Consider the following 19,005-nt stretch of genomic DNA (forward strand, 5'->3'; position numbering starts at 1 on the left):
CTCGGCGACCGACGGCACGAACGCACCCGGTAGGCGCCGTCGGGGACGACCTTGCTCATCGGCGACGAATATTCGATGACCAACGACGCCTCGCTGCTGGTGCCGGTCAACGCCTGGAGCGCCGACTACTGGGTGGCGATCCGCAACACCCACGGCGGCTGGAACCCCGGCGGTTACGCCGTGGTCGCCAGCCAGGACGGCACCCAGGTGACGGTGACCCCGTCGGCGACCGGCAAGATCGTCAACCCCGGCGGCGGGATCGCGGCCGACGGCACCGGCGTCGTCACGCTCGACGAGGGCGACGTCCTGCAGGTCCTCTCGGGGCACGGCGGCGGCGAGCCCGGCATGCCCGACATCGCCGACCTCACCGGCACCCACGTCACCGCCGACAAGCCGGTCCACGTGATCGCGACCCACTTCTGCACCTATATCCCGTTCGACGTCGAGGCCTGCGACCACCTCGAGGAGTCGATGCTCCCGTACGAGAGCCTCGCCCGGGAGTACCTCGTCACCACCCCGTTCGTGAAGCCACTCAACCAGGAGCCGTTCATCAAGCCGCGCATGGTCCGGGTGATCGCCACCGAGGCGGGGACCACCATCAGCTACGAGCCGCCGCAGGACGGCGCGCCGACGACCCTCGCCAACCCCGGCGACTACTTCGAGATCGCGGCCACCGACAAGGACTTCATGATCACCGCCAGCGCCAAGGTCGTCGTCGCCGAATACATGCAGGGCCAGCAGGCGGGCGGCATGACCGGCGACCCGGCGATGACGATCGCGGTGCCGCTCAAGCAGTACCGCACCAACTACCTGTTCCACGCCCCGGTCAACTACGAGAGCTCGTTCGTCAACGTCACCGCGCCGGTCGGCGCGAACATCACCCTCGACGGCATGCCCCTGCCCGCGCCGACCCCGATCGGCAACACCGGCTACGGGGTCATCCGCGCCCAGCTCTCGAACGCCGGCGACGGCACCCACGCCCTGACCGGCGACCAGGAGTTCGGCATCCAGGTCTACGGCTACGGGCAGTACACCAGCTACTGGTACCCCGGCGGGGCCGACCTCAAGTTCATCCCGAACATCCCGGAGTAGCCCGCTCGGAACGCCTCCCACTCCGGCCCCCTGGGCCTGACATCGGGCGAGGCAGGTGGATCGGGCTCGCGCCACTGCTCAGACGCGGCTCCGCAGGGGGGTCGTGACCCAACGTCCTTCGCGCAACGGGCAGCGGCCGGTCAATCGACACAGGGCCGCTCCGGCCACGTACTCGACGGCGAAGATCAGCACGGTCCACAGCGCCGAGCGCAAGCCCTCCCCGGCAGCGGGATCGAGGCCGTCGAGCTCCTGCCTGACCTGGCGGCGACCCGCGTGACCAGGAGGTCGGCGAAGGCGATGGGCCTGCCGTCCTTGAAATTCACCATGCTGGTCCGCCGGGCGCTGCAGCGCCTCCGCGGGCTGTTCGATGGTCAGCCCGACCGAATGGGCTGGACCGACGAAGCCGTGATGAGCGCCGTTCACGGGGAACGACATGATCATGCACCACAGTGCGAACGCGAAATGCGTCAGCATGAGAATTGCGGTGCTCGACCTTGCATTGGGCGCAAGCAACCTCATGGGCAAACAGGCCCGATCTGTGCCTGCTCCTGAATTTCGGCGGCCCGACGGCCGCGATTCGCAGGACCATGGCGCTGCCGGCTCCTCATGGAAACAGGAGCGGCCAGCAGCGTGCCAAGGACTCGTCGACGGCCGCGGCCCTCGATCCATCTCGGCGAGGAGGAGTTGGTCGAGGTCGACGAGCACGTCAAGCACCTCGACCAGCCGCTCCAGCCGCTCCAGTCGCGCGGCGCCTCAGCCCGCCGCCTTCAGGTCGTCCGCGGTCCAGGCGCGGCCGAGCGCGACCTGCCTCACCGCCACGTTCAGGCGGTTGAACAGGTTGATCTGCGCGATGTTCAGGACCAGGACGGCCAGCTGCTGCTCGTCGTAGTGCTTCGCCGCCTCGGCCCAGATCTCGTCGGTCACCGCGTCCGGACGATCGCTGATCCGCGTGAGCGCCTCGGTGAGCGCGAGCGCGGCCCGCTCGGCCTCGCTGAAGAACGGCGTGTCGCGCCACGCCGCGACGCCGAACAGGCGCACGTCGCTCTCGCCATGCTGCTTGAGCTCGCGGGCATGGATGTCGACGCAGGCGCCGCAGCCGTTGATCTGACTGGCGCGCAGGTGCACGAGCTGGATGGTCGATGCCGGCAGCCCCTTGCCAGTCGCCTTGCCGAGGGCCTGCAGCAGCGGCAGCGCCTCGGGCACGAGAAACACGGGATTTTTCATTCGAGCTTGCATGACAGGTCTCCTTGACGGCCGCAGCGTGTCGCCGCGGCTCATTCGCCGACCTGACGAGCGAGCCCCCGGAAACGTGACCTCGACCCGCGAGAAAATCGCGAGGCCAGCGCGTGGGCGTGGAAGCGCGCAGCCTGGGTGACAAGGCGAGCGGTTGGGCATCCTCGGACGAGGACTGGCCATGTCGACAACATGGGGCAGAAGGTCGCTACCACCACAAGGACTACGCCGGGCTCACGGATCTGCGGTGAGCCGGGAAATAACCGGCAACTCTTGACTCCTGGCCTTCCATGACACGTACCCACTCCACCCACATCATCCTCACATTGTCTGCCCTGCTGCTCGGCGCGGGGGCCTGCACCCCGAACGGTGACCTGGGCGATTACACGGGGTCCGACGACGAGACCAACGGCAAAGCGGACACCACCACCGACCCCACGAACGGCCTCTCGAGCACGACGACGACCACCGGCATGACCGCGTCCGAGTCATCGCCGTCTGATCCCTCGACGACGACCACGACCGACACGACCACCGACTCGACGAGCACGACGACCACCACCACCGGTGGGATCGAGCCGGGCGGCGCCAACCCGTGCGGCTCGTGCGCGGAGGGCGAGTACTGCTATTGGCAGCCCGCCGACCAGCCCGAATGCGCAGACACCCAGTGCAAGGCGATCCCGCAGGAATGCGCGAGCTGCTTCGCGGCCCCGCTCGAGTGCGACCCCGCCACCATGATGTCGTGCGCGTTCAGCCGATGCTACATGGAGCAGTTCGAAAAGGTCGAGCTGGCCGACGACGGTGTCGTCGTCGTCCACTGCGGCTTGTGGGCCGACACCGGCTGCGGCAGCTGAGGCCCGGCAGTTCGGCTCCACGTCACGGTGAACGACCCCGGCCTCGTGGGCCCAGCAGCACGCGGCCGCGGTCTGCGGATCGCACCAGCGGATGAATGCACCAACGAGCGGCTTCGACTTCGCCGGACGCGCCCGTCGACGGCGAAGACGACGACGATGGGATCCCGGCACGTGGCGCGCGGACGATCCACGCCGCGCGGATCGTCCTCTCCGTTGCGGCGTCGCTGCTGCGCCGCAGGTGATCAGACGCAGGACGCGCCCTGGCTGAACACGGGGCCGCAGGTGCCGTCCTCCGCGAAGGCGGCGCAGGCGTCGTCCTTGGCCGCCTTGTAGCAGTCGATGAGATCGCCGACGGTGATCGGGCAGTCGGCCGAGACCTCGTTGGCGCGGCATTCGGCCGCCGTGTTGACCGTCAGGTACGTGCCGTCGGCCTCGCACGTGTACTGCGTGCCGGGCTCGTCGTCGATCGCGGCCAGGAGCGTGTCGCAGTAGGTGGCCTGCTGCTCCTCCGAGAGCTCGGCGAGGGGGCAATCGGTGATGGGGCCGTCGCAGCCTTCGCCGCCGCCGCTGTCACTGTCGCTGTCGGTTCCGGCGTTGTTGTCGCCGTCGTCGTTGCAGGCCGGCGCGGAGCTGATGAGGGAGAGGGCGAGCAACGAGAGCAAATGGATACGCATGAGGTGGCCTTCTTTGGGACGGGTTCGCCGACCAGACGGAGACCGGGCTCCGGAGTCGCGGCGAAAAAACACGCGCGAGCATCCGGGCTCGCGCGCGGTCCGATCAGGCCGGTTCGACGGGCAGCGGCTCGGGGCCGGCATCCAGGCGGGTGGCGATCAGGCGGAGGATGCTGTCGACCGTGCGCGTGCTCACCCCAATGGCGCGACCGAGCTCCGCCCGGGTGGCCGCGACCAGTCGCAGGCGGGCCGACGCGCAGCGGCGCGCCGCCGTCGAGCGGTGGATCCGGTAGATGACCGCGAGCTCGTCGATGCCGACCTGATCGAGCAGGTGGTAGCGGAGGAGCAGCCGCTCGGCCATCGGCAGCTTCGCCCACGCGGCCTCGAGCGCCTCGGTGAAGCGCACCGTGTACAGCTCCTTCTGATAGTCGACGTCCGGATCGCTCAGCGGTGTGATGAGTCGCCGGGCCAGCTCGCCGAGATCCGGAGGTTGCCGCGCGCGCTTGCGATCGAGCGCCAGCCGGACCGCGACGGTCCGCACGAAGCCTCCGAGCGCGCCGCGCCCGGTGTAGCGCGCGAGCTTCGGCGCACCCCCGGGCGCGCCGATCAGCAGCGCGACGCGCAGGGTCTGGACCACCTCGTCGAGCTCGGCTCCGGCGAGGTCGAGCGCCCGGAGGTTCGGCACGACGTCGCGGATGTAGCGGGCCTCGGCGTGGCGAATGGCGTCGCGGTCGCCGAGCAGACAGGCCCAGGCGAGGAGGAGCTCGGCGCGGCGGTCCGCGGCGGACGGCTCGGACCAGAGCTGGGGGTCCACGCCGGTCAGCAGGCGCGCGATGTCCTCGCGCTGCCAGGCCGTCCCCGGCCACGCGACGCGCGCCTGCGCGAGAACCGAGTCGACCAGGTCGTTCACCCGCGCCGCGATGCTAGATCTCCGACTTCGCGCAGGTCAACACTGCGGCCTCGGCGACGGTTGACTCGTCGCGTCGACCTCGATGACATTGCGCGCGTTGGACGACTGTCCGGAAGAAGAGACGATCGCCGCGTATCTCGAGGGCGATCTGGGCGCGGTCGAGCGCGCCGCCGTCGACGCTCACCTCGAGGCGTGTACCGACTGTCGCGTGCTGGTCGCCGGGCTGGCGCGCGGACAGGTGGGCGTCCGCCGCGAGGGCGACCGGAGCGCGGACCCGATGACCGGCGTGGTGATCGGTCGTTACACCCTCGCCGATCTCCTCGGCTCGGGCGGGATGGGCCTCGTCTATCGCGCGCACGACCCCGTCCTCGACCGCGACGTCGCGGTCAAGCTCATCCATGCGCTCGACGTCCGCCCGGCCGATCGCGAGCGGCTGCTGCGCGAGGCGCGAGCGATGGCCAGGCTGTCGCATCCGAATGTCCTCACCGTGTTCGACGCCGGCGAGTCGGGCGACGAGCTGTTCGTGGCGATGGCGCTCGTCCGCGGCAGCACGCTGCGGGAGCACTGCGCGCGCAAGCGGCCCGACTGGCGCGAGGTCGCGACGCTGTGTCTCGGCGCGGCCCGCGGTCTCGCCGCCTCGCACCGGGCCGGCGTGCTCCACCGCGACATCAAGCCGGACAACATCCTGGTCGGCGAGGACGGCAGCGTTCAGGTCACCGACTTCGGGCTGGCCCGGGCGACGACGGATCCGGGCGCGCCGATCTGGCCGACGAGCCCCGAGAGCGGCAGGGCCGGTACGCCGGGATACCTGGCGCCCGAGCTGCGTGCCGGCGGCGAGCCGACCGCGGCGAGCGATCAGTACGCGCTCTGCCTGACCTTGAAGGAGTGCCTCGGACGGGTCCCTCGCCGGCTCGAGCGGATCGTTCGCCGCGGCCTCGCCGAGCAGCCCGCGGATCGCTACCCATCGATGGATGCGCTGGTGGCCGCGCTGGCGGCCGCGACCGAGCGCCGGTGGCCGCGCGTCGCCGGGCTCCTCGCCTTCGGGGCCTTCGTCGCCCTGGCGGTCGCGTGGGCGCTCCCCGGCGCACCGGACCCGCCGTTCGTGAACGCGGTCGATCCGTGCGACGAGCCGCGAGCGCGCATGGACGGGCTGTGGAACCCCGCACAGAAGCAGCGGCTGCGCGCGGCCGTCGCCCGCGCCGGCTTCGCGCGGGGCGAGCTCCTCAGCGATCGAATGGAGGCTCGCCTCGACGAGCACGCCCGCCGCTGGATCGAGATGCGCACGGACCTCTGCCGCGACGCGGGCGAGGACCGGGCGATCGCGGCGCGCCGGATCGCGTGCCTCGAGGAGGGATACGACGAGCTCGGCGAGTACTTCGCCACCGTCGATCATACGGAGCGCGCTGTCCTGCAGCAGGTCGAGTGGCTGTCGTATCAGCTCACGTCGCCGGAGCGGTGCGCCGCCGATGCACCGATCTCGCTGTTGCCGAGCCCCGATCCCGCGGTGCGCGAGGAGGTCGCGCGCGCGCGCCGGGAGCTCCGCGCCGCCATGGCCACGGCCGACGACGGTCGACTCGACGCCGCGCTGGCGTCGGTGCGGGCGATCGAGGCGACCGCGCGGCGGGTCGGCTACCTCCCGCTCGCCGCCACCGCGCTGAGCAACGAGGCCAACCTGCTCATGACGGCCGGTGATCTCGCGGGCGCACGCGCCCGGTACGAGGCCGCGGTCGAGCTCGCCGAGGCGTCCGGCGACGACACGCGCCGGGCCATGGTGCTGGTCAACCTGGTCGGGCTGCTCGGCGTCGGGTTCTGGGATCCCGACGCGGCGCTGGCCTACGCCGCGCGAGCCCGGCCGCTCGTCGAGCGGTTGCAGATGCCGATCCTCGCGGGCGAGCTGGCGCGGGTCGAGGGACAGGCCCTGCTCTACAAGGGCGACGCCGCCGGGGCGCGCGACCGTCTCGAGCGCGCCCTCGCCGTCTGGGACCGGACCCTGGTCGGCGATCACGACGCGACCATGGCGACCTTGAGCTTCCTCGGCGCGAGCACCCAGCAGCTGGGCGCGTGGGAGGCCGCCGACGACTACCAGCGGCGCACCCACGAGATGGCGATTCGGCTGCACGGCGAGCACCATCCGACGACCGCGTCCTTCCTGAGAGATTGGGCCAACAGCGTCCTCAATCAGGCCGAGGCGGCAGACGCTCCCGGCGAGCGCGAGCGCCTCGGACGACTCGCGCTCGCCAAGGCCGACCGGGCCGTCGCCGACCTCGAGGCGGCCCTCGGTGCCGACAACCCGGAGAGCGCCCAGACGCAGCTCACCCGCTGCCGCACGCTGTTGTTGCTGCACGCGCTCGACCCCGCCGCCTCCGCCTGCGAGCAGGCGCTCGCGGTGTTGCGGCGGGCGCACGGCGCCGACAGCCCGCTGCTGACCGAGTCGCTGCTCGTGCTCGGCGTGGTGCGTCACGCCCGCGGCGAGCTCGAGCCGGCCCGCGCCGCGCTCGCGGAGGCGCTCACGCGCGGCGCCGCGGGCGATCCGCTCCTGCTGGCCGACGCGCAGTTCGAGCTGGCCAAGGTCCTCGCGGCGCTGGGGCAGTCGCGACGCGCGGTCGAGCTGGCCCGCGCGGCCCGGCCCACCTTCGCCGCCGATGCCAGAGCGGGCAAGTCCCTGGCCGAGGTCGACGTGTGGTTGGCCGCGCGCCACCGTCCGGCCCGACGCTCGCGCCCTCCGACGCATTGAGGCGGTCCGCCGCCCCCATGCCCGCCGTCGGTCCTCGGTGAGGCGGGGTCAAGCAGCGACAGGGCATGGACGGGCCGAGCCATCGAGCCATTGCGATCGACCGCGATCGACCGACGTGACGGCGCGGCGCCGAGGATGACGATTGCAGCGAGCTCTGCTGCGATCGGGTGTGCGCCTGCGACGATTCTCTCGCGCCCGCCGCATCGGCCAGCCGCGGATCCTTCGAGAGAGGGGCCCGGCTCCGAGCAGTGCGTCGGAGACCGCAATACGAGCACTGTCGGGGCGGACCGGCCGATCGCGTAAAGCATGCGGGCACGCCATGCGTCGACCCATTGGCGCGCCGCGATCAGGGTCCCCTCCATGGCGAGCTCCCGCCTCCCAGGCCCGTGCAGGCGCCTGCACTCGGGCCTGCGGCCGGTGTTATGTTCGCCGCCATGTCTCGCTCCATTGCCACTCTGTCTGCGATCGCGATGACCGTGCTTGCCGCCTGCGGAGACGACGTCGGGCGCGGGAACACGAGCGCGACGACCCAGGTCACCGGCGCCACCACGGTGCCCGTCACCACCACCACCGACGCGACCAGCACCGGCGACGTCACGCCCACCGCCACGGGCACCACCACCGGCACCAGCGACCCGACCACCTCCTCCTCCGCGTCGAACGCCTCGGGCGTGTCGGACGGCGCCAAGTTCGACCTCGGCGCCAGCGACCTCGGCGGCAATACCACCGGCGAGCCTGCCGGTTGCAAGAAGGTCGACTTCCTGTTCGTGATCGACAACTCGACCAGCATGGAGGACAACCAGGACGCGCTGATCGCCAGCTTCCCCGGCTTCATCGACGCCATCAAGACCGCGCTCGTCGACGTCACCGACTACCACATCATGGTCGTCGACACCGACGCCAACGGGCGCTGCGCGCAGCCGTGCGACCAGAACGACCCCGATTACGTCAAGTTCTGCGCCGAGGCGAACTACCACGCCTGCACCACCCCGCTCGACCCCTGCGACACGATCCGCGGCGCCGGCGTGCTCCACCCGGTCGGCTCCTTCGCCAGCAACTTCAAGTGCAACGTGACCGGCGGCAACCGCTACATGCTGCCCGACCAGCCCGACCTGTACGGGACCTTCGCCTGCGTCGCCAAGGTCGGCACCGCCGGCAGCGCCTCCGAGCGGCCGATGAACGCGATCCAGGAGGCCATCAGCGAGAACCTCAACTACCCGATGGGGTGCAACGGCGGCTTCCTCCGCGACGACGCGATCCTCGTCATCACCTTCATCAGCGACGACCCCAACGACCCCGACCAGGGCACCCCCGCCGACTGGAAGGCCTCGATCGTCGCCGCCAAGAACGGCGACGAGAACGCCGTCGTCGTGCTCGGACTCATCCCCCACCCCGAGCTCGGCTGCACGACCGGCAACGACCCCAACGCGGTCCAGGGCGCCCACTGGCAGGAATTCATCGAAATGTGGGGCGCACACGGGATCTCCGGCTCCGTCTGCGAGGCCGACTACGCCCCCTTCTTCCTCCAGGCCATCAACGCCATCGACCAGACCTGCGAAGAGTTCAACCCGCCGGGCTGACCTCCGAGACCTGTCCCCGGGGACAGCCTCGGCGCGACCCGGCGGTCCGTTTCAGGCATCGCGGCGACGGCCGAGGTCACATCGCAGCGAACAGCGACGCGTCGAGGTGGAGGATCTTGAACGGCAGCTCCGGCGGCTGGAACATGTACAGCACGCGGTAGACCTCGCTGTCGATCAGGTAGAGGCGCCCTTCCGCGACCGTCGCGCTGGTGAGGCCGGTCGGCACCGAGGTCGTCGTGCGCACCTCCGCTTGCGTGTGGTCGTCGCCGGAGAACGTCAGCTGCTGCACGCCCCCGTCGTAGATCACGTAGAGCTCGTCGCCGAGGAACTCGAGCCCGTCCGGGCCCGGGAACCGTGGGTCGCCGGGGACGGCGAACGGGTCGCCGGAGAACGTCACCTCGGCGATGTCCGTCGGGTCGGCGAGCGACACCCGGTACAGCGCCGGTGGCATCGTCTTGACGACCAGCAGGTCCTCGCCGCCGGGCGCGATGTCGAGGCCGTTGAGCCCGATCGCCCCGCCGGGCGCGAATTGTGGGCTGGTGGCGAACACCTCGAGCTCGTCGTCCTCGCCGATCCGGTAGATGTTCGGCAGGGCCGAGTCGGTGGCGTAGACCGCCCCGTCCTCGTCCGTCGTCAGGTCGTTGCAGAACGACGGCTCGCCGAGGTCGATGCTGCGCACCAGCGCGGCCTCGTCGATGTCGAACGCGACGACCTTCGAGTTCGGGACCGGGTCCGTCTTGACGTCGACCTGACAGACCCACAGGAGGCGGCGCTCGCCGTCGACGTGCGCCCCGCTGAACGACACCATCGGGTCGTCCGACGCGTGGAACACCTGCTCCTGCCCGAGCCCGGAGATCCGGGTGATCTCGCCGCCGTTGATCGCGGTGGCGAAGAAGGAGTACGTCCACTCGTCGTAGGCGATCCCCTCGGGCAGCGAGCTCGAGCTCGCCAGGGCGTACTGCTCCGGCAGGGGGATGTCACACGAGGCGAGGACGGGGAGCGCGGCGGCGATGGACAGCAGGACCTTGTTCTTCATGGCGACCTTTCGTCGTCGGCGGAGAAATAACCAGCTGTATGTGATCTGAGGGAGAGAACGGATCACGGCGACGAGGCTGCCCGGCCCGCGCGGTACGTCACGCGCTTACCGCGGGCTCCTCCTCGGCCTCAGGCCCCGGCGAACGCGCTGTCCGCTGCATGGACTCCGCGATCGCGCGACCTGGGACCCCGTTTCATCGGGGTCTGATTCACGTTCGACTCGATCGTCCGATCGCGGTCCTTGTACCGTGATTCACCATCACGCCGGCGGCAACTGGGGTCGGGCGGCACCCGGACGCGGCATCCCCCGGCCCCGCGCGCCCTCCTGGGCCGCGGCCGCCGTGGTTCGCCGATCTGCGACATTCAGGGCGAACGAACGAGGATACGATGCTTCCGGCTGGCCACGCCGCCTTCGAGGTGAAGCAGCGAGCCCCCGATCCTCGGTCGATTTGCGCCGGCAGCCCGCCTCCGCCCCGTCGTCTGCGGCGCACGCGCGACGCCCCGGTGGCGCGCGGTGCAGCGATCGGCACGCTCCCCTGCGCGCGAGCGCGAGCGGCTGCACGAGCGTCACGGCGAGGTCACCCGCTCCTCCGCCCAGCGAGCTCTGCATCCTGGATCCCAGCGCTGCCCGCGTGGGGAGCAGCGCAGCCGTGAGCTCGCTTCAGGTCATCGTCGCCCGTCAGACCTCACGCGACGTGGAGCGTCCATTCCGGCCGGGACGCCCGCGGTCGCATGATTCAAAAAACATGTCCATGACGACATGTTCATTCATACATGCATGTGAATCACTATCACGCTTGGGCACGCGGATCAATCGCCGGACGGCAGCGCTCACGGCATGCACATGTTGGCCGGGTCGAGGTTGTCCGCGCTGTAGTCGCCCTGGCAGTACTTGCCGAAGTTGGGCCACTCCTTCATCTCGGCGTCGACGTAGATCGCGTTGCTCGGGTCGTACGCGTACGGGCACAGGTCGCAGCCGTCGGGGACCCCGTCGAACTCATGGTCCCAGGCCGGCATCAGGCACAAGTACTGCCAGAGGTCGGTCGGCGCGTCGACGTGGCAGGCTTTCATCTTGTGCGCCTTGCCGTCCTCGCTGTGGGCGAGCGCCTCCTCGCAGCCGGGCGGCAGCTCGAGCACGCCGGGCGGCAGCGGCGGCAGATCGGCGACGTCGATCGGCTCGCCGTCGGGGTCGACCAGCGGTTGGCCGTTGTAGGTCGTCACGCAGCAGTAGCCGTTGACGCTGACGTCGTAGAACGCGAACGGGCGCGGGTTGTCGTGGTCGACGCAATCCGCCTGCTGCTCGCAGGCCGCGCCGATGAAGTCGAGGTCGGGGTCGTCGTCGACGTTCTCGTCGAGCTGCTCCGGGTTCGCGGTCCACGGGCAGTTGTCGCACGCGTCGCCGATCGCGTCGCCGTCGTGATCGGCGTGGTTGCAGATCTGCGCCGCGCTGCAGGTCGCGCCGCTCGAGCAGTCGTCGTCGCCGGCGCACGCGCGCCGCTCGACCGGCTGGCGCGGGCAGCCGTCGACGAGGTTGGCGAGCCCGTCCTGATCGAAGTCGTCGCCGTCGAGGAAGCCGACCGGACCGGCGGCGCCGGGGACCATCATGCCCTCGCAGGCGTCGCCGATCAGGTCGACGTCGGCGTCGTCCTGACAGCCGGGCGCCTGCACGTCGGTCGGCTGCCCGACCACGTGCGGCGCGAGCCCGGGGCCGTCGCCGTAGCCCTCGCAGTTGGCGACGCGCACGCAGTTGTCGCAGCTGTCGCCGACGCCGTCGCGGTCGCTGTCGGCCTGCGCCGGGTTGCGGCGCGCTCGCATGTAGAACGGCACCGACGCGACCTGCTTGTTGTAGACGCCGGGGGACCGCGAGCACACGTCACACTCGTCGCCGACGCCGTCGCGGTCGGCGTCGCCGAAGTTGTCGTCCTTCGCCAGCACGGGGCACAGGTCGGCGACGTCGCCGAAGCCGTCGCCGTCGATGTCTTCTTGCCCGGGGTTGGGGAGGTCCGGCGCGTTGTCGCACTCGAAGACGAAGCCGTCGCGGTCCTGGTCGAGCTTGCACTTCGTGATCGGGTCCATGCACGTCGGCCCCGGGTCCTCGCAGGCCGGCGGCACGGGGATCACCTCATCCTCGCCGGTCGTGCCGGTCGTGCTCGTCGTGCTCGTCGGCGGCTCGCCGGTGCTCGTCGGCTCGCCCGTGGTCCCGGTCGGCTCGTCGGCGACGGTCGTGGTCGAGTCACCGCCGGTGCCGCTCGTCGAGTCGACGCCGCCGGTGCTGGTGGTCGGCGCGGAGTCGGTGGTCGTGGTCCCGTCGGAGGGACACGCGGTCAACAAGAACGCGCCGGTCAGCGCCAGCGACCGCAGCCGGGGATGGTGGGAGAGGCTCATGCGCGGGGAGTACCCGTCGACTGCGGAAAAATTGCGGTGACATCGCCGGCGACCTGCTACGGGTGTTCGGACCCGGCCTGCGGTGCGACGGCCCCACCGTCGCCGCCCGGAAGACGTCGTCCGCGACGGGGTCGAGAGCGAAGCGCTCGCGCTATCCTCGACGCATGAGCGAGCCCAGGCTCGAGCGCTATCGCCAGCGGTTCCGCAGCGCGCCGGTCGGCGAGTGGAGACAGGCGCTCGGGAGCTTCCCCTTCATGAACCAGGTGTGGACCATCGAGCCCGACCACACCGGCGCGATGGAATGGCGGTCCGGCTCCGGCGTGCTCCGCAGCGCGTTCGAATGGCAGGAGGTCGGCGATTACCACATCCGGGTCCGCTGCCTCGAGGTGGCCGACGGAGAGCCGACGAACGAGGCCGAACCCGAGGAGCGCGAGCCCGATCCGTGGATCGATCTGCGCTACGAGTTCAGCCTGGGCACCGACGGCGACCTCCCCGGCGTGGTCGTGCTGCTGCACGAGGTCGGCCGCGCAGGCTTCTGGTGGAGCGAGGACCCGCTGATGCTCCGGGGCGAATGATTCGGCGAAGCGCTTGGGCGTCAGGACCTGCGCTCGAGGGCGCCTCGCGCGCCTAGCCCGGCATGACGGCGTTGAACAGGCCGCCGCCGGTCATGTCCGAATAGGTGTAGTGGTCGCCGGCGATGAGCACCTGGGTCTTGGCGTAGGTGTTGGGGTCGATGCGGTAGGCCCAGCCGCCGTAGTCGACCATCCACACGAAGCCCTCGACGTCGATGCTGACGCCGACCGGGGTCGAGCACTGCTCGAAGGTGTGGAACTGGACCGCCGTCATCGTGTTGGTGTCGATTTGGTTGAGGCCGCAGCCGTGCGTGCCGCCGGCGTTGGCGGCGACCCACGCCATGCCGTTCGCGTCGACGGCGATCCCGCGGTGGTTCTCGGCGGAGTTGGGGATCTGGTGGAACGTCTCGGTCTGGGCGTCGAACATCGCCACGTTGCCGTTGTTGTACGGCCCGAACCACACGTTGCCCTTGCCGTCGACGGTCATGCCGTAGAACTGGATGCCCTCGCCCGGGTAGCGCTTGACCTCGAGCGTCTCGGTGTCGATGCGGACCAGCTCCTGATAGACGTTGATGAACCACACGTAGCCGTTGCCGTCGGCCGCGGCGCCGTACGGCGAGATCTGGCTGGTCCAGCCGTCGAGCGGGATGGTCGCGTCCTGCACCCCGGTGACGCCGTCGAAGCGGCCGATGATCGCGTGCGTCGGCGCGTCGAGCCAGCCGACCCACACCTTCTGGTCCTCGTACTTGCAGGTCGCCGGGTTGAATTCGCCGGGGGCCCACGCGGTCCCGCGCGGGCCGCCGTTGTAGCCGAACGGGGCCGGGCTGACCGGCGTGTTCCACAGCATGCACTCGTCGCTGCCCCACGGCAGGAGGTCGTCCTTGTTGGCCGAGGTGGTGATCACGCCGTCGCCGTTCTTGTCGACGCAGTCGCCCTTGTCGGCCGCGAACTTGGTCACGCTGTACGAGGCCCGGTTCGACACCACGACGAAGTGGCCGTCGATGTTGACCGACGTGCGCGACGAGCTGGCGCCCGCCGGGTTGGGGTCGGCGTAGTAGCGCCCCTCCTCGATCAGCGTGTTCGTGTTGACCTTCGAGATGCTGCCCTGCGAGGTGTTCGCCACCCACAAGTAGCTGAAGTCGAAGCCGCCGCGCCCGCCCCCGCCGCCGCACGGGTCGCCGGTGGTGGTCGTGTCGGGGCCGGTCGTGGTGAGGTCGGGGCCGGTCGAGGTGCTCGTGGTCGGGCCGGTGGTGCCGGTGATCGTCACGTCCTGCGTGGTGGTCGGCGCGGTCGTCGTCGTCGCCTCGCTGGCCGAGTTCGAGGCAGTGCCGGTGTCCTCGGTCGTCGCCTGCGTCGCGCTGCCGGTGCCGCTCGTCGGCTCGGTGGCCGTGCCCGGCGTCGAGGCCGTGCCCTCCGACTGTCCGGCCGTCGCCGAGGCCGTGGCTCGCCCGTCGTCTCCGCAGCCGACGAGCCCGATGAACGCGAACATGCCCCCTACCAACCGACGCGTGGAAACCATCGGCCGCAAGCTATCACAACCGCTCCTGAGAGCGGGTATCCATGCATCAGGCCGCCAGGGCAGATCCCCCGGCCCGCGGGCAACACCAGACCGACGCTTCGTCGTTGTCCGCTCGCCTCCGGCGCGCGCCTTGACTCCCCACCCGCCCACGTCACGGTTCGGGCATGGACCCGCACAAGCGATTCAAACCCTCTCACGACGACACCGATCGCGACCGCGGCGGGCCGAACACCGGCCTGAACCAGGTCAACCCGAGCGACACGCCGCGCAACCGCGAGGACGGCCAGAAGGGCCACCAGGGCGGCGATCCCGATGAGGTCCGGCCGCGCCACCTGCAGCCCAACCGCGACGCCCAGCCGGACGGCCACCGCGATCTCGGCTTCGACTCCGACGATCCGCGCGAGATCCGCCGGCGCGGGAAGAAGCCGCAGACCGAGGGCAAGGGTTGAGCGGCGACCTCGCCCGGACGCCCCCGCGCTGACGGGCGCGCGCGCCTCCGACCCGCGCGCCCGTCCCGTCGCAGTTCGCGGACGCCGGGGCGTCGCCTCGCGCATGAACGAGGGATGCGCGCTCGCATCGGCTTCCTCCTCGGCCTCCTGCTCTGCGGCTGCCTCAGCGCCGAAAACCTCACGCGTCGCACCGTCCCGGCCGCGCTCGACGAGGGCGTCGGCTTCTTCGAGAACCCCGAGTCGCAGCGCCGCATCGAGCGGTTGATGCTCGACCCGCAGGTGCAGCACGCGGCCCGCGAGCTCAGCAAGACGCTGGTCGACGGCGTCGTCGAGTCGATGACCGACGACGCGCGCCAGGCCGAGCTGCGCCAGGCCTCGGCCCGCTACATCGAGGCGGTCTCGGCCGCCGCCGCGCGCAGTTTGCGGTCGGACCTCGGGCCCGCCGCGGCCGAGGCCGCCCGCAGCGCGGTCCAGCAGGTGCTGGGCGCCGGCCTGTCCCCGGAGACACGTCAGGACATGCGCGCGCTGGCGCAGTCGCTGACGCAGTCGACGGTCGACGGGCTGATGGAGTCGGCCGGTCGCGGCCTGCGCCACCAGGTCGGCCCGGCCCTGCGCGCGGTGATCGAGGACGAGCTCGGCCCGAGCTTGCGGACCATGATCGCCCGCGACGTCGCGCCGGGCCTGCGCCGGGCGCTCGCCGACGAGCTGACCCCGGCGTTCGGCCTGGTCGCGCGCGAGGTGACGCACCAGATCATCATCGGCGGCCACGACGGCCTCGAGGAGCTGCGCTTCCGCGAGCGCGCCGACGCGTTCCAGGCCGACTTCTGGACCCGCCTCGAGGCCCTGCTCCACCGGGGCATGCAGCTCAGCACGATCATCGCCTGGGCGCTCGGCGTGGTGGTGCTGGTGCTGGCGATCCTGTTCGGCCGGGCGATCCTCCTCCGCCGCCGCCTCGACGAGGAGCGCCTCCGCAGCGAACGCATGCTGCTCGGGGTGATGCAGGGGCTGCAGCAGGGCAGCGACAAGCCCGACATCGAGGCCTTCCTCGCCCACCTGCACGAGCGCAACCCCGACCTCGCCGACGACGCCTTCATGAGCGAGCTGGCCCGCCGCGTGTCCCAGCCCGGCGGCCGCGTCGGCCGCCCCCGCCGCCGCCTGTGAGCCGCCCCGCGCCTCGCCCCAAGCACATGCCCTTTCGGACATGCTCCCATGGACACGTGGATCCACGGGCCCGGCGGCCGCTCCGGCGCCCCCGCGAGAGCAGCCGCGCCTCGCGGTGCGTCGGTCCGAAAGCACATGCCGTTTCAGCCGGGCGCGCATGAGCGCGTGGGGCAGCGCGCGTTCCCGTCCGGGCGGTCGGTCATGCGGGCGGGGGCCCGTTCGCCTCCACGAGCTCTCGAGGACATGCCCGAACAGGCATGCTCCGGGCGACATGTCCTTTAGAACCTGCCCTGAAGCACCACTCCGGCCCCGCCGCGCAGCCAGGTCGGGGCCAGGCCGAGGTCGCGGCGGGCCCGCTGCTGGCCGGCCGCGCCGGCGCCGAGCAGGCCGATGCCGGTGACGACCAGCACGCCGCCGGCCACCGCGGTGGCGATCGCCAGGGTGTTGGCGGCGGTGCCCTGGTCGAGCAGGTCGCGGTAGACGGCGGGGTCGGTGACGCCGTCGGCCTTGGCGGCCTCGCCGTCGCGGTCGACGCGGGCGCCGCGGGCGAGGCCGTAGGCCATCACCCCGAGGACGATCGCGCCGGCGCCGGTGAGCGCCCCACCGGCGATGGTGAGGCGACGCGCGCGTTTGGCCTCGCGCTCGGCGACCGCGCGGGCCTCGGCCTCGCGCGCCTCGCTCGCTTTCTGCGCCGCAACGTGGGGCCCGGGGCCGCCCTCGCCGCGCGCCTCCGCGGCCTCGGCCGCGGCCTGCTTGTCGGCCGCCTCGCGCTCCTCGGCGACCCGGATCTTCTCGCGCAGCTCGTCGAGCGTGCTCTGCACCTTCGCAGTGGTGTTCTTGTCCTTGGCGCTGATCGTCTTCAGGTAGTTGTCGAACAGCCGCTCGGCCTTGCGGAGGTACACGAGCTGCGGGTCGAGCTCGTAGGCCTCGACGCACGCCTGGGCGATCTGGTAGGCCAGCACGTTGCGCCGCTTGTCGTACGCCGGCTCGTTCGGCAGCGCGGCGTAGGCCTGCGTCCACAGCTCGATCGCGCCGGCGTAGTCGGCCGTCTCGAAGCGCGTCTGCGCCTCCTGCGCGAGCGCGCTGATCTTGGCGTTGAGCTCGTCGCCCGCCTTCGCCTTCGCCGGGGCGGCGGCGCGGACCTCGGGCGCCGCCGGCAGGGCGGCCAGCGCCGCCGCGAGCCCCGCGGACAACCATCGCCGCCCGTGCGTCGCCATCGCCATGAAGGGCCGCGATCATATGCCGCCGGCCCCCGAGGCCACAAGGCGCAGTTCCGCGCGCCCGATCGGCAGTTTGTCATGCCCCGTGTCGCATGGGACAGGTTGGCGGCGTTGCACCGCCGGCACGTCCTCGCCGATACTGCCAGGCGATGGCGCGCCCGCTCCTCGTCGCCTGGGCGCTCGCGCTCAGCGCCTGCTTCACCGGCGGTTTCCTGTCCGGCCAGCCCTGCACCGCCGACAGCGACTGCGGCCCGAGCCTGCGCTGCGAGGCGGGCGTGTGCGGCGGACCCTCGGCGCAGACGAGCCCGACGTCGACGACGACCGCCACGCCGACCACGACGACGACCACGAGCGACGCGACGGCTGCCCCGCCGACGTCGACGACGACCACGGCGACGACCGACACGACGCTGACGCCGGTGACGAGCACGTCCACCGGCGAGGACGAGACCACGGGGGGCGGCTGCGGGATCGGCCGGTGCAAGGACCTCGACATCCTGTTCGTCGCCGACAACTCGCCGAGCATGCTGATCAAGACCCTCATCCTGCTCGACTTCATCTCCACGTTCGGCAACGAGATGATCCCCGAGCTGCGCCAGGCCTGCAGCATCCACCTCGGCGTGGTCACCTCCGGCCCCTACGCCAGCAACCCGCCCGAGTGCCAGAAGCTCGGCGCGCTCGTCAGCGCCGACGACGACGGCAACCCGTGCATGTTCTCGGAGGGCCTGCCCTACGCGACCATGCCCGACCTCGACATGCCGCTGACGCTCGAGTGCCTGTTCAACATCGGCGCCGAGGGCGACCCCGACGAGCGGCCGGTCGACGCCCTGTTCGGCGCGCTCGACCCGACGCTCAACATGGGCTGCAACCAGGGCTTTTACCGCCCCGATGCGTTCCTCACGATGATCCTGCTGGCCGACGAGGACGACGACAACAACGACGCCCAGGGCCACGACGGCTCCGAAGAGATCTTCGAAAGCTTCTGGGCCGGCTCGCTGATCAACATCAAGCCGACCGGGATCGACGACCTCTACATGATCGGCCTGCTCGGCGACCCCAAGACGGGCGAGCCGGCCTGCGCCTGGGACCCGAGCCAGAACGAAGACGGATTCGGCACCGAGACGACCCCCAAGCTGCGCGCTTTCATCCAGTCGCTGCCCCCGGACCGTTACGCGATCGACACGCTGTGCAACGTGGTGCCGGGGGGCAGCGCGTACGTGCCGCTGATGCAGGAGATCCGCGCCGAGCTGCGCGCCGCTTGCGGGGCGTGACCGCCGCGGGCTGGTGTTGCGGTATCGTGGCCGACGTGAGTGCCGAGGAGCAGCCCCAGCCGGACGTCGAGGTCGAGCCCGAGATCGAGCCCGCCGCCGCGCCCCCGCCCGCTGCCAAGCTCCCCGCGCCCCGCCCACGGCCCTCAAGCGCTCCGCGCCGCCGACCGTCCAGCCTGCCGCCCCGCCGGGCCTCAAGCTCCCCGCGCCCCCGGCGATCAAGCTCCCCGCGCCCCCGCCCGCCGTCCAGGCTGCCCCGCCGGGCCTCAAGCTCCCCGCGCCCCCGCCCGTCGTCTCCGCTCCCGCGCCGAAGCCCGTCGTC

At 71.3% G+C, this 19,005-nt stretch carries 16 protein-coding genes; 8 read left to right on the forward strand and 8 right to left on the reverse strand.

What is annotated here, in order from left to right:
* The first annotated feature begins 75 nt into the window (after positions 1–75).
* Positions 76–1,092, forward strand: coding sequence for an IgGFc-binding protein (locus tag NAEX_RS10495; RefSeq protein ID WP_143825552.1), 1,017 nt, complete (start codon positions 76–78; stop codon positions 1,090–1,092).
* A 78-nt stretch (positions 1,093–1,170) separates the two neighbouring features.
* On the opposite strand, the gene NAEX_RS10500 is transcribed toward NAEX_RS10495, so the two are convergent.
* Positions 1,171–1,566, reverse strand: a complete 396-nt coding sequence (locus NAEX_RS10500; protein ID WP_096327369.1) for a hypothetical protein — start codon at positions 1,564–1,566, stop codon at positions 1,171–1,173.
* Between the two features lie 279 nt (positions 1,567–1,845).
* Positions 1,846–2,328, reverse strand: a complete 483-nt coding sequence (locus tag NAEX_RS10505) for a carboxymuconolactone decarboxylase family protein (protein ID WP_096327370.1) — start codon at positions 2,326–2,328, stop codon at positions 1,846–1,848.
* Positions 2,329–2,615: 287 nt separating this feature from the next.
* Between NAEX_RS10505 and NAEX_RS10510 the strand changes: the two genes are divergently transcribed.
* Entirely contained in the window at positions 2,616–3,179 is a 564-nt protein-coding gene (locus NAEX_RS10510; protein WP_143140964.1) for a hypothetical protein, read from the forward strand.
* Between the two features lie 242 nt (positions 3,180–3,421).
* On the opposite strand, the gene NAEX_RS10515 is transcribed toward NAEX_RS10510, so the two are convergent.
* Positions 3,422–3,853 carry a hypothetical protein gene (locus tag NAEX_RS10515; RefSeq protein ID WP_143140965.1) on the reverse strand — a complete coding sequence of 144 codons (432 nt, stop codon included), beginning with the start codon at positions 3,851–3,853 and terminating at the stop codon, positions 3,422–3,424.
* A 103-nt stretch (positions 3,854–3,956) separates the two neighbouring features.
* Positions 3,957–4,760, reverse strand: a complete 804-nt coding sequence (locus NAEX_RS10520; protein WP_170135625.1) for a hypothetical protein — start codon at positions 4,758–4,760, stop codon at positions 3,957–3,959.
* 97 nt (positions 4,761–4,857) lie between these two features.
* Between NAEX_RS10520 and NAEX_RS10525 the strand changes: the two genes are divergently transcribed.
* Together NAEX_RS10525 and NAEX_RS10530 are read left to right on the forward strand one after the other, a co-directional pair.
* The gene (locus tag NAEX_RS10525) at positions 4,858–7,494 is read left to right on the forward strand and encodes a serine/threonine-protein kinase (protein ID WP_170135626.1); all 2,637 of its coding nucleotides are present in this window, start codon (positions 4,858–4,860) and stop codon (positions 7,492–7,494) included.
* A 434-nt stretch (positions 7,495–7,928) separates the two neighbouring features.
* Positions 7,929–9,074 (forward strand): hypothetical protein, encoded by a 1,146-nt coding sequence (locus tag NAEX_RS10530; RefSeq protein WP_143825553.1) that lies wholly within the window; start codon positions 7,929–7,931, stop codon positions 9,072–9,074.
* Positions 9,075–9,150: 76 nt separating this feature from the next.
* Here NAEX_RS10530 and NAEX_RS10535 read toward each other — a convergent pair whose 3' ends face one another.
* Positions 9,151–10,110, reverse strand: coding sequence for an SMP-30/gluconolactonase/LRE family protein (locus tag NAEX_RS10535; RefSeq protein ID WP_096327376.1), 960 nt, complete (start codon positions 10,108–10,110; stop codon positions 9,151–9,153).
* Between the two features lie 830 nt (positions 10,111–10,940).
* Entirely contained in the window at positions 10,941–12,494 is a 1,554-nt protein-coding gene (locus NAEX_RS10540; RefSeq protein WP_096327377.1) for a thrombospondin type 3 repeat-containing protein, read from the reverse strand.
* A gap of 164 nt (positions 12,495–12,658) precedes the next feature.
* Between NAEX_RS10540 and NAEX_RS10545 the strand changes: the two genes are divergently transcribed.
* Positions 12,659–13,069, forward strand: coding sequence for a hypothetical protein (locus NAEX_RS10545; RefSeq protein WP_096327378.1), 411 nt, complete (start codon positions 12,659–12,661; stop codon positions 13,067–13,069).
* Positions 13,070–13,121: 52 nt separating this feature from the next.
* Here the strand turns inward: NAEX_RS10545 and NAEX_RS10550 are convergent, their stop codons facing one another.
* Positions 13,122–14,585 (reverse strand): Vgb family protein, encoded by a 1,464-nt coding sequence (locus NAEX_RS10550; protein WP_143140966.1) that lies wholly within the window; start codon positions 14,583–14,585, stop codon positions 13,122–13,124.
* Positions 14,586–14,749: 164 nt separating this feature from the next.
* Here NAEX_RS10550 and NAEX_RS10555 point away from each other — a divergent pair, with 164 nt between their 5' ends.
* Both NAEX_RS10555 and NAEX_RS10560 read left to right on the forward strand, forming a co-directional pair.
* Positions 14,750–15,034: a hypothetical protein gene (locus NAEX_RS10555; protein WP_096327380.1), complete on the forward strand. Its 285-nt coding sequence runs from the start codon at positions 14,750–14,752 to the stop codon at positions 15,032–15,034.
* Positions 15,035–15,148: 114 nt separating this feature from the next.
* Entirely contained in the window at positions 15,149–16,195 is a 1,047-nt protein-coding gene (locus NAEX_RS10560) for a hypothetical protein (RefSeq protein WP_096327381.1), read from the forward strand.
* 278 nt (positions 16,196–16,473) lie between these two features.
* Here the strand turns inward: NAEX_RS10560 and NAEX_RS10565 are convergent, their stop codons facing one another.
* Entirely contained in the window at positions 16,474–17,418 is a 945-nt protein-coding gene (locus tag NAEX_RS10565) for a hypothetical protein (protein ID WP_096327382.1), read from the reverse strand.
* Positions 17,419–17,564: 146 nt separating this feature from the next.
* Between NAEX_RS10565 and NAEX_RS10570 the strand changes: the two genes are divergently transcribed.
* Positions 17,565–18,686, forward strand: a complete 1,122-nt coding sequence (locus NAEX_RS10570; protein WP_096327383.1) for a hypothetical protein — start codon at positions 17,565–17,567, stop codon at positions 18,684–18,686.
* Positions 18,687–19,005: the final 319 nt, after the last annotated feature.

The sequence above is a fragment of the Nannocystis exedens genome, assembly GCF_002343915.1.
Classification (GTDB): domain Bacteria; phylum Myxococcota_A; class Polyangia; order Nannocystales; family Nannocystaceae; genus Nannocystis; species Nannocystis exedens.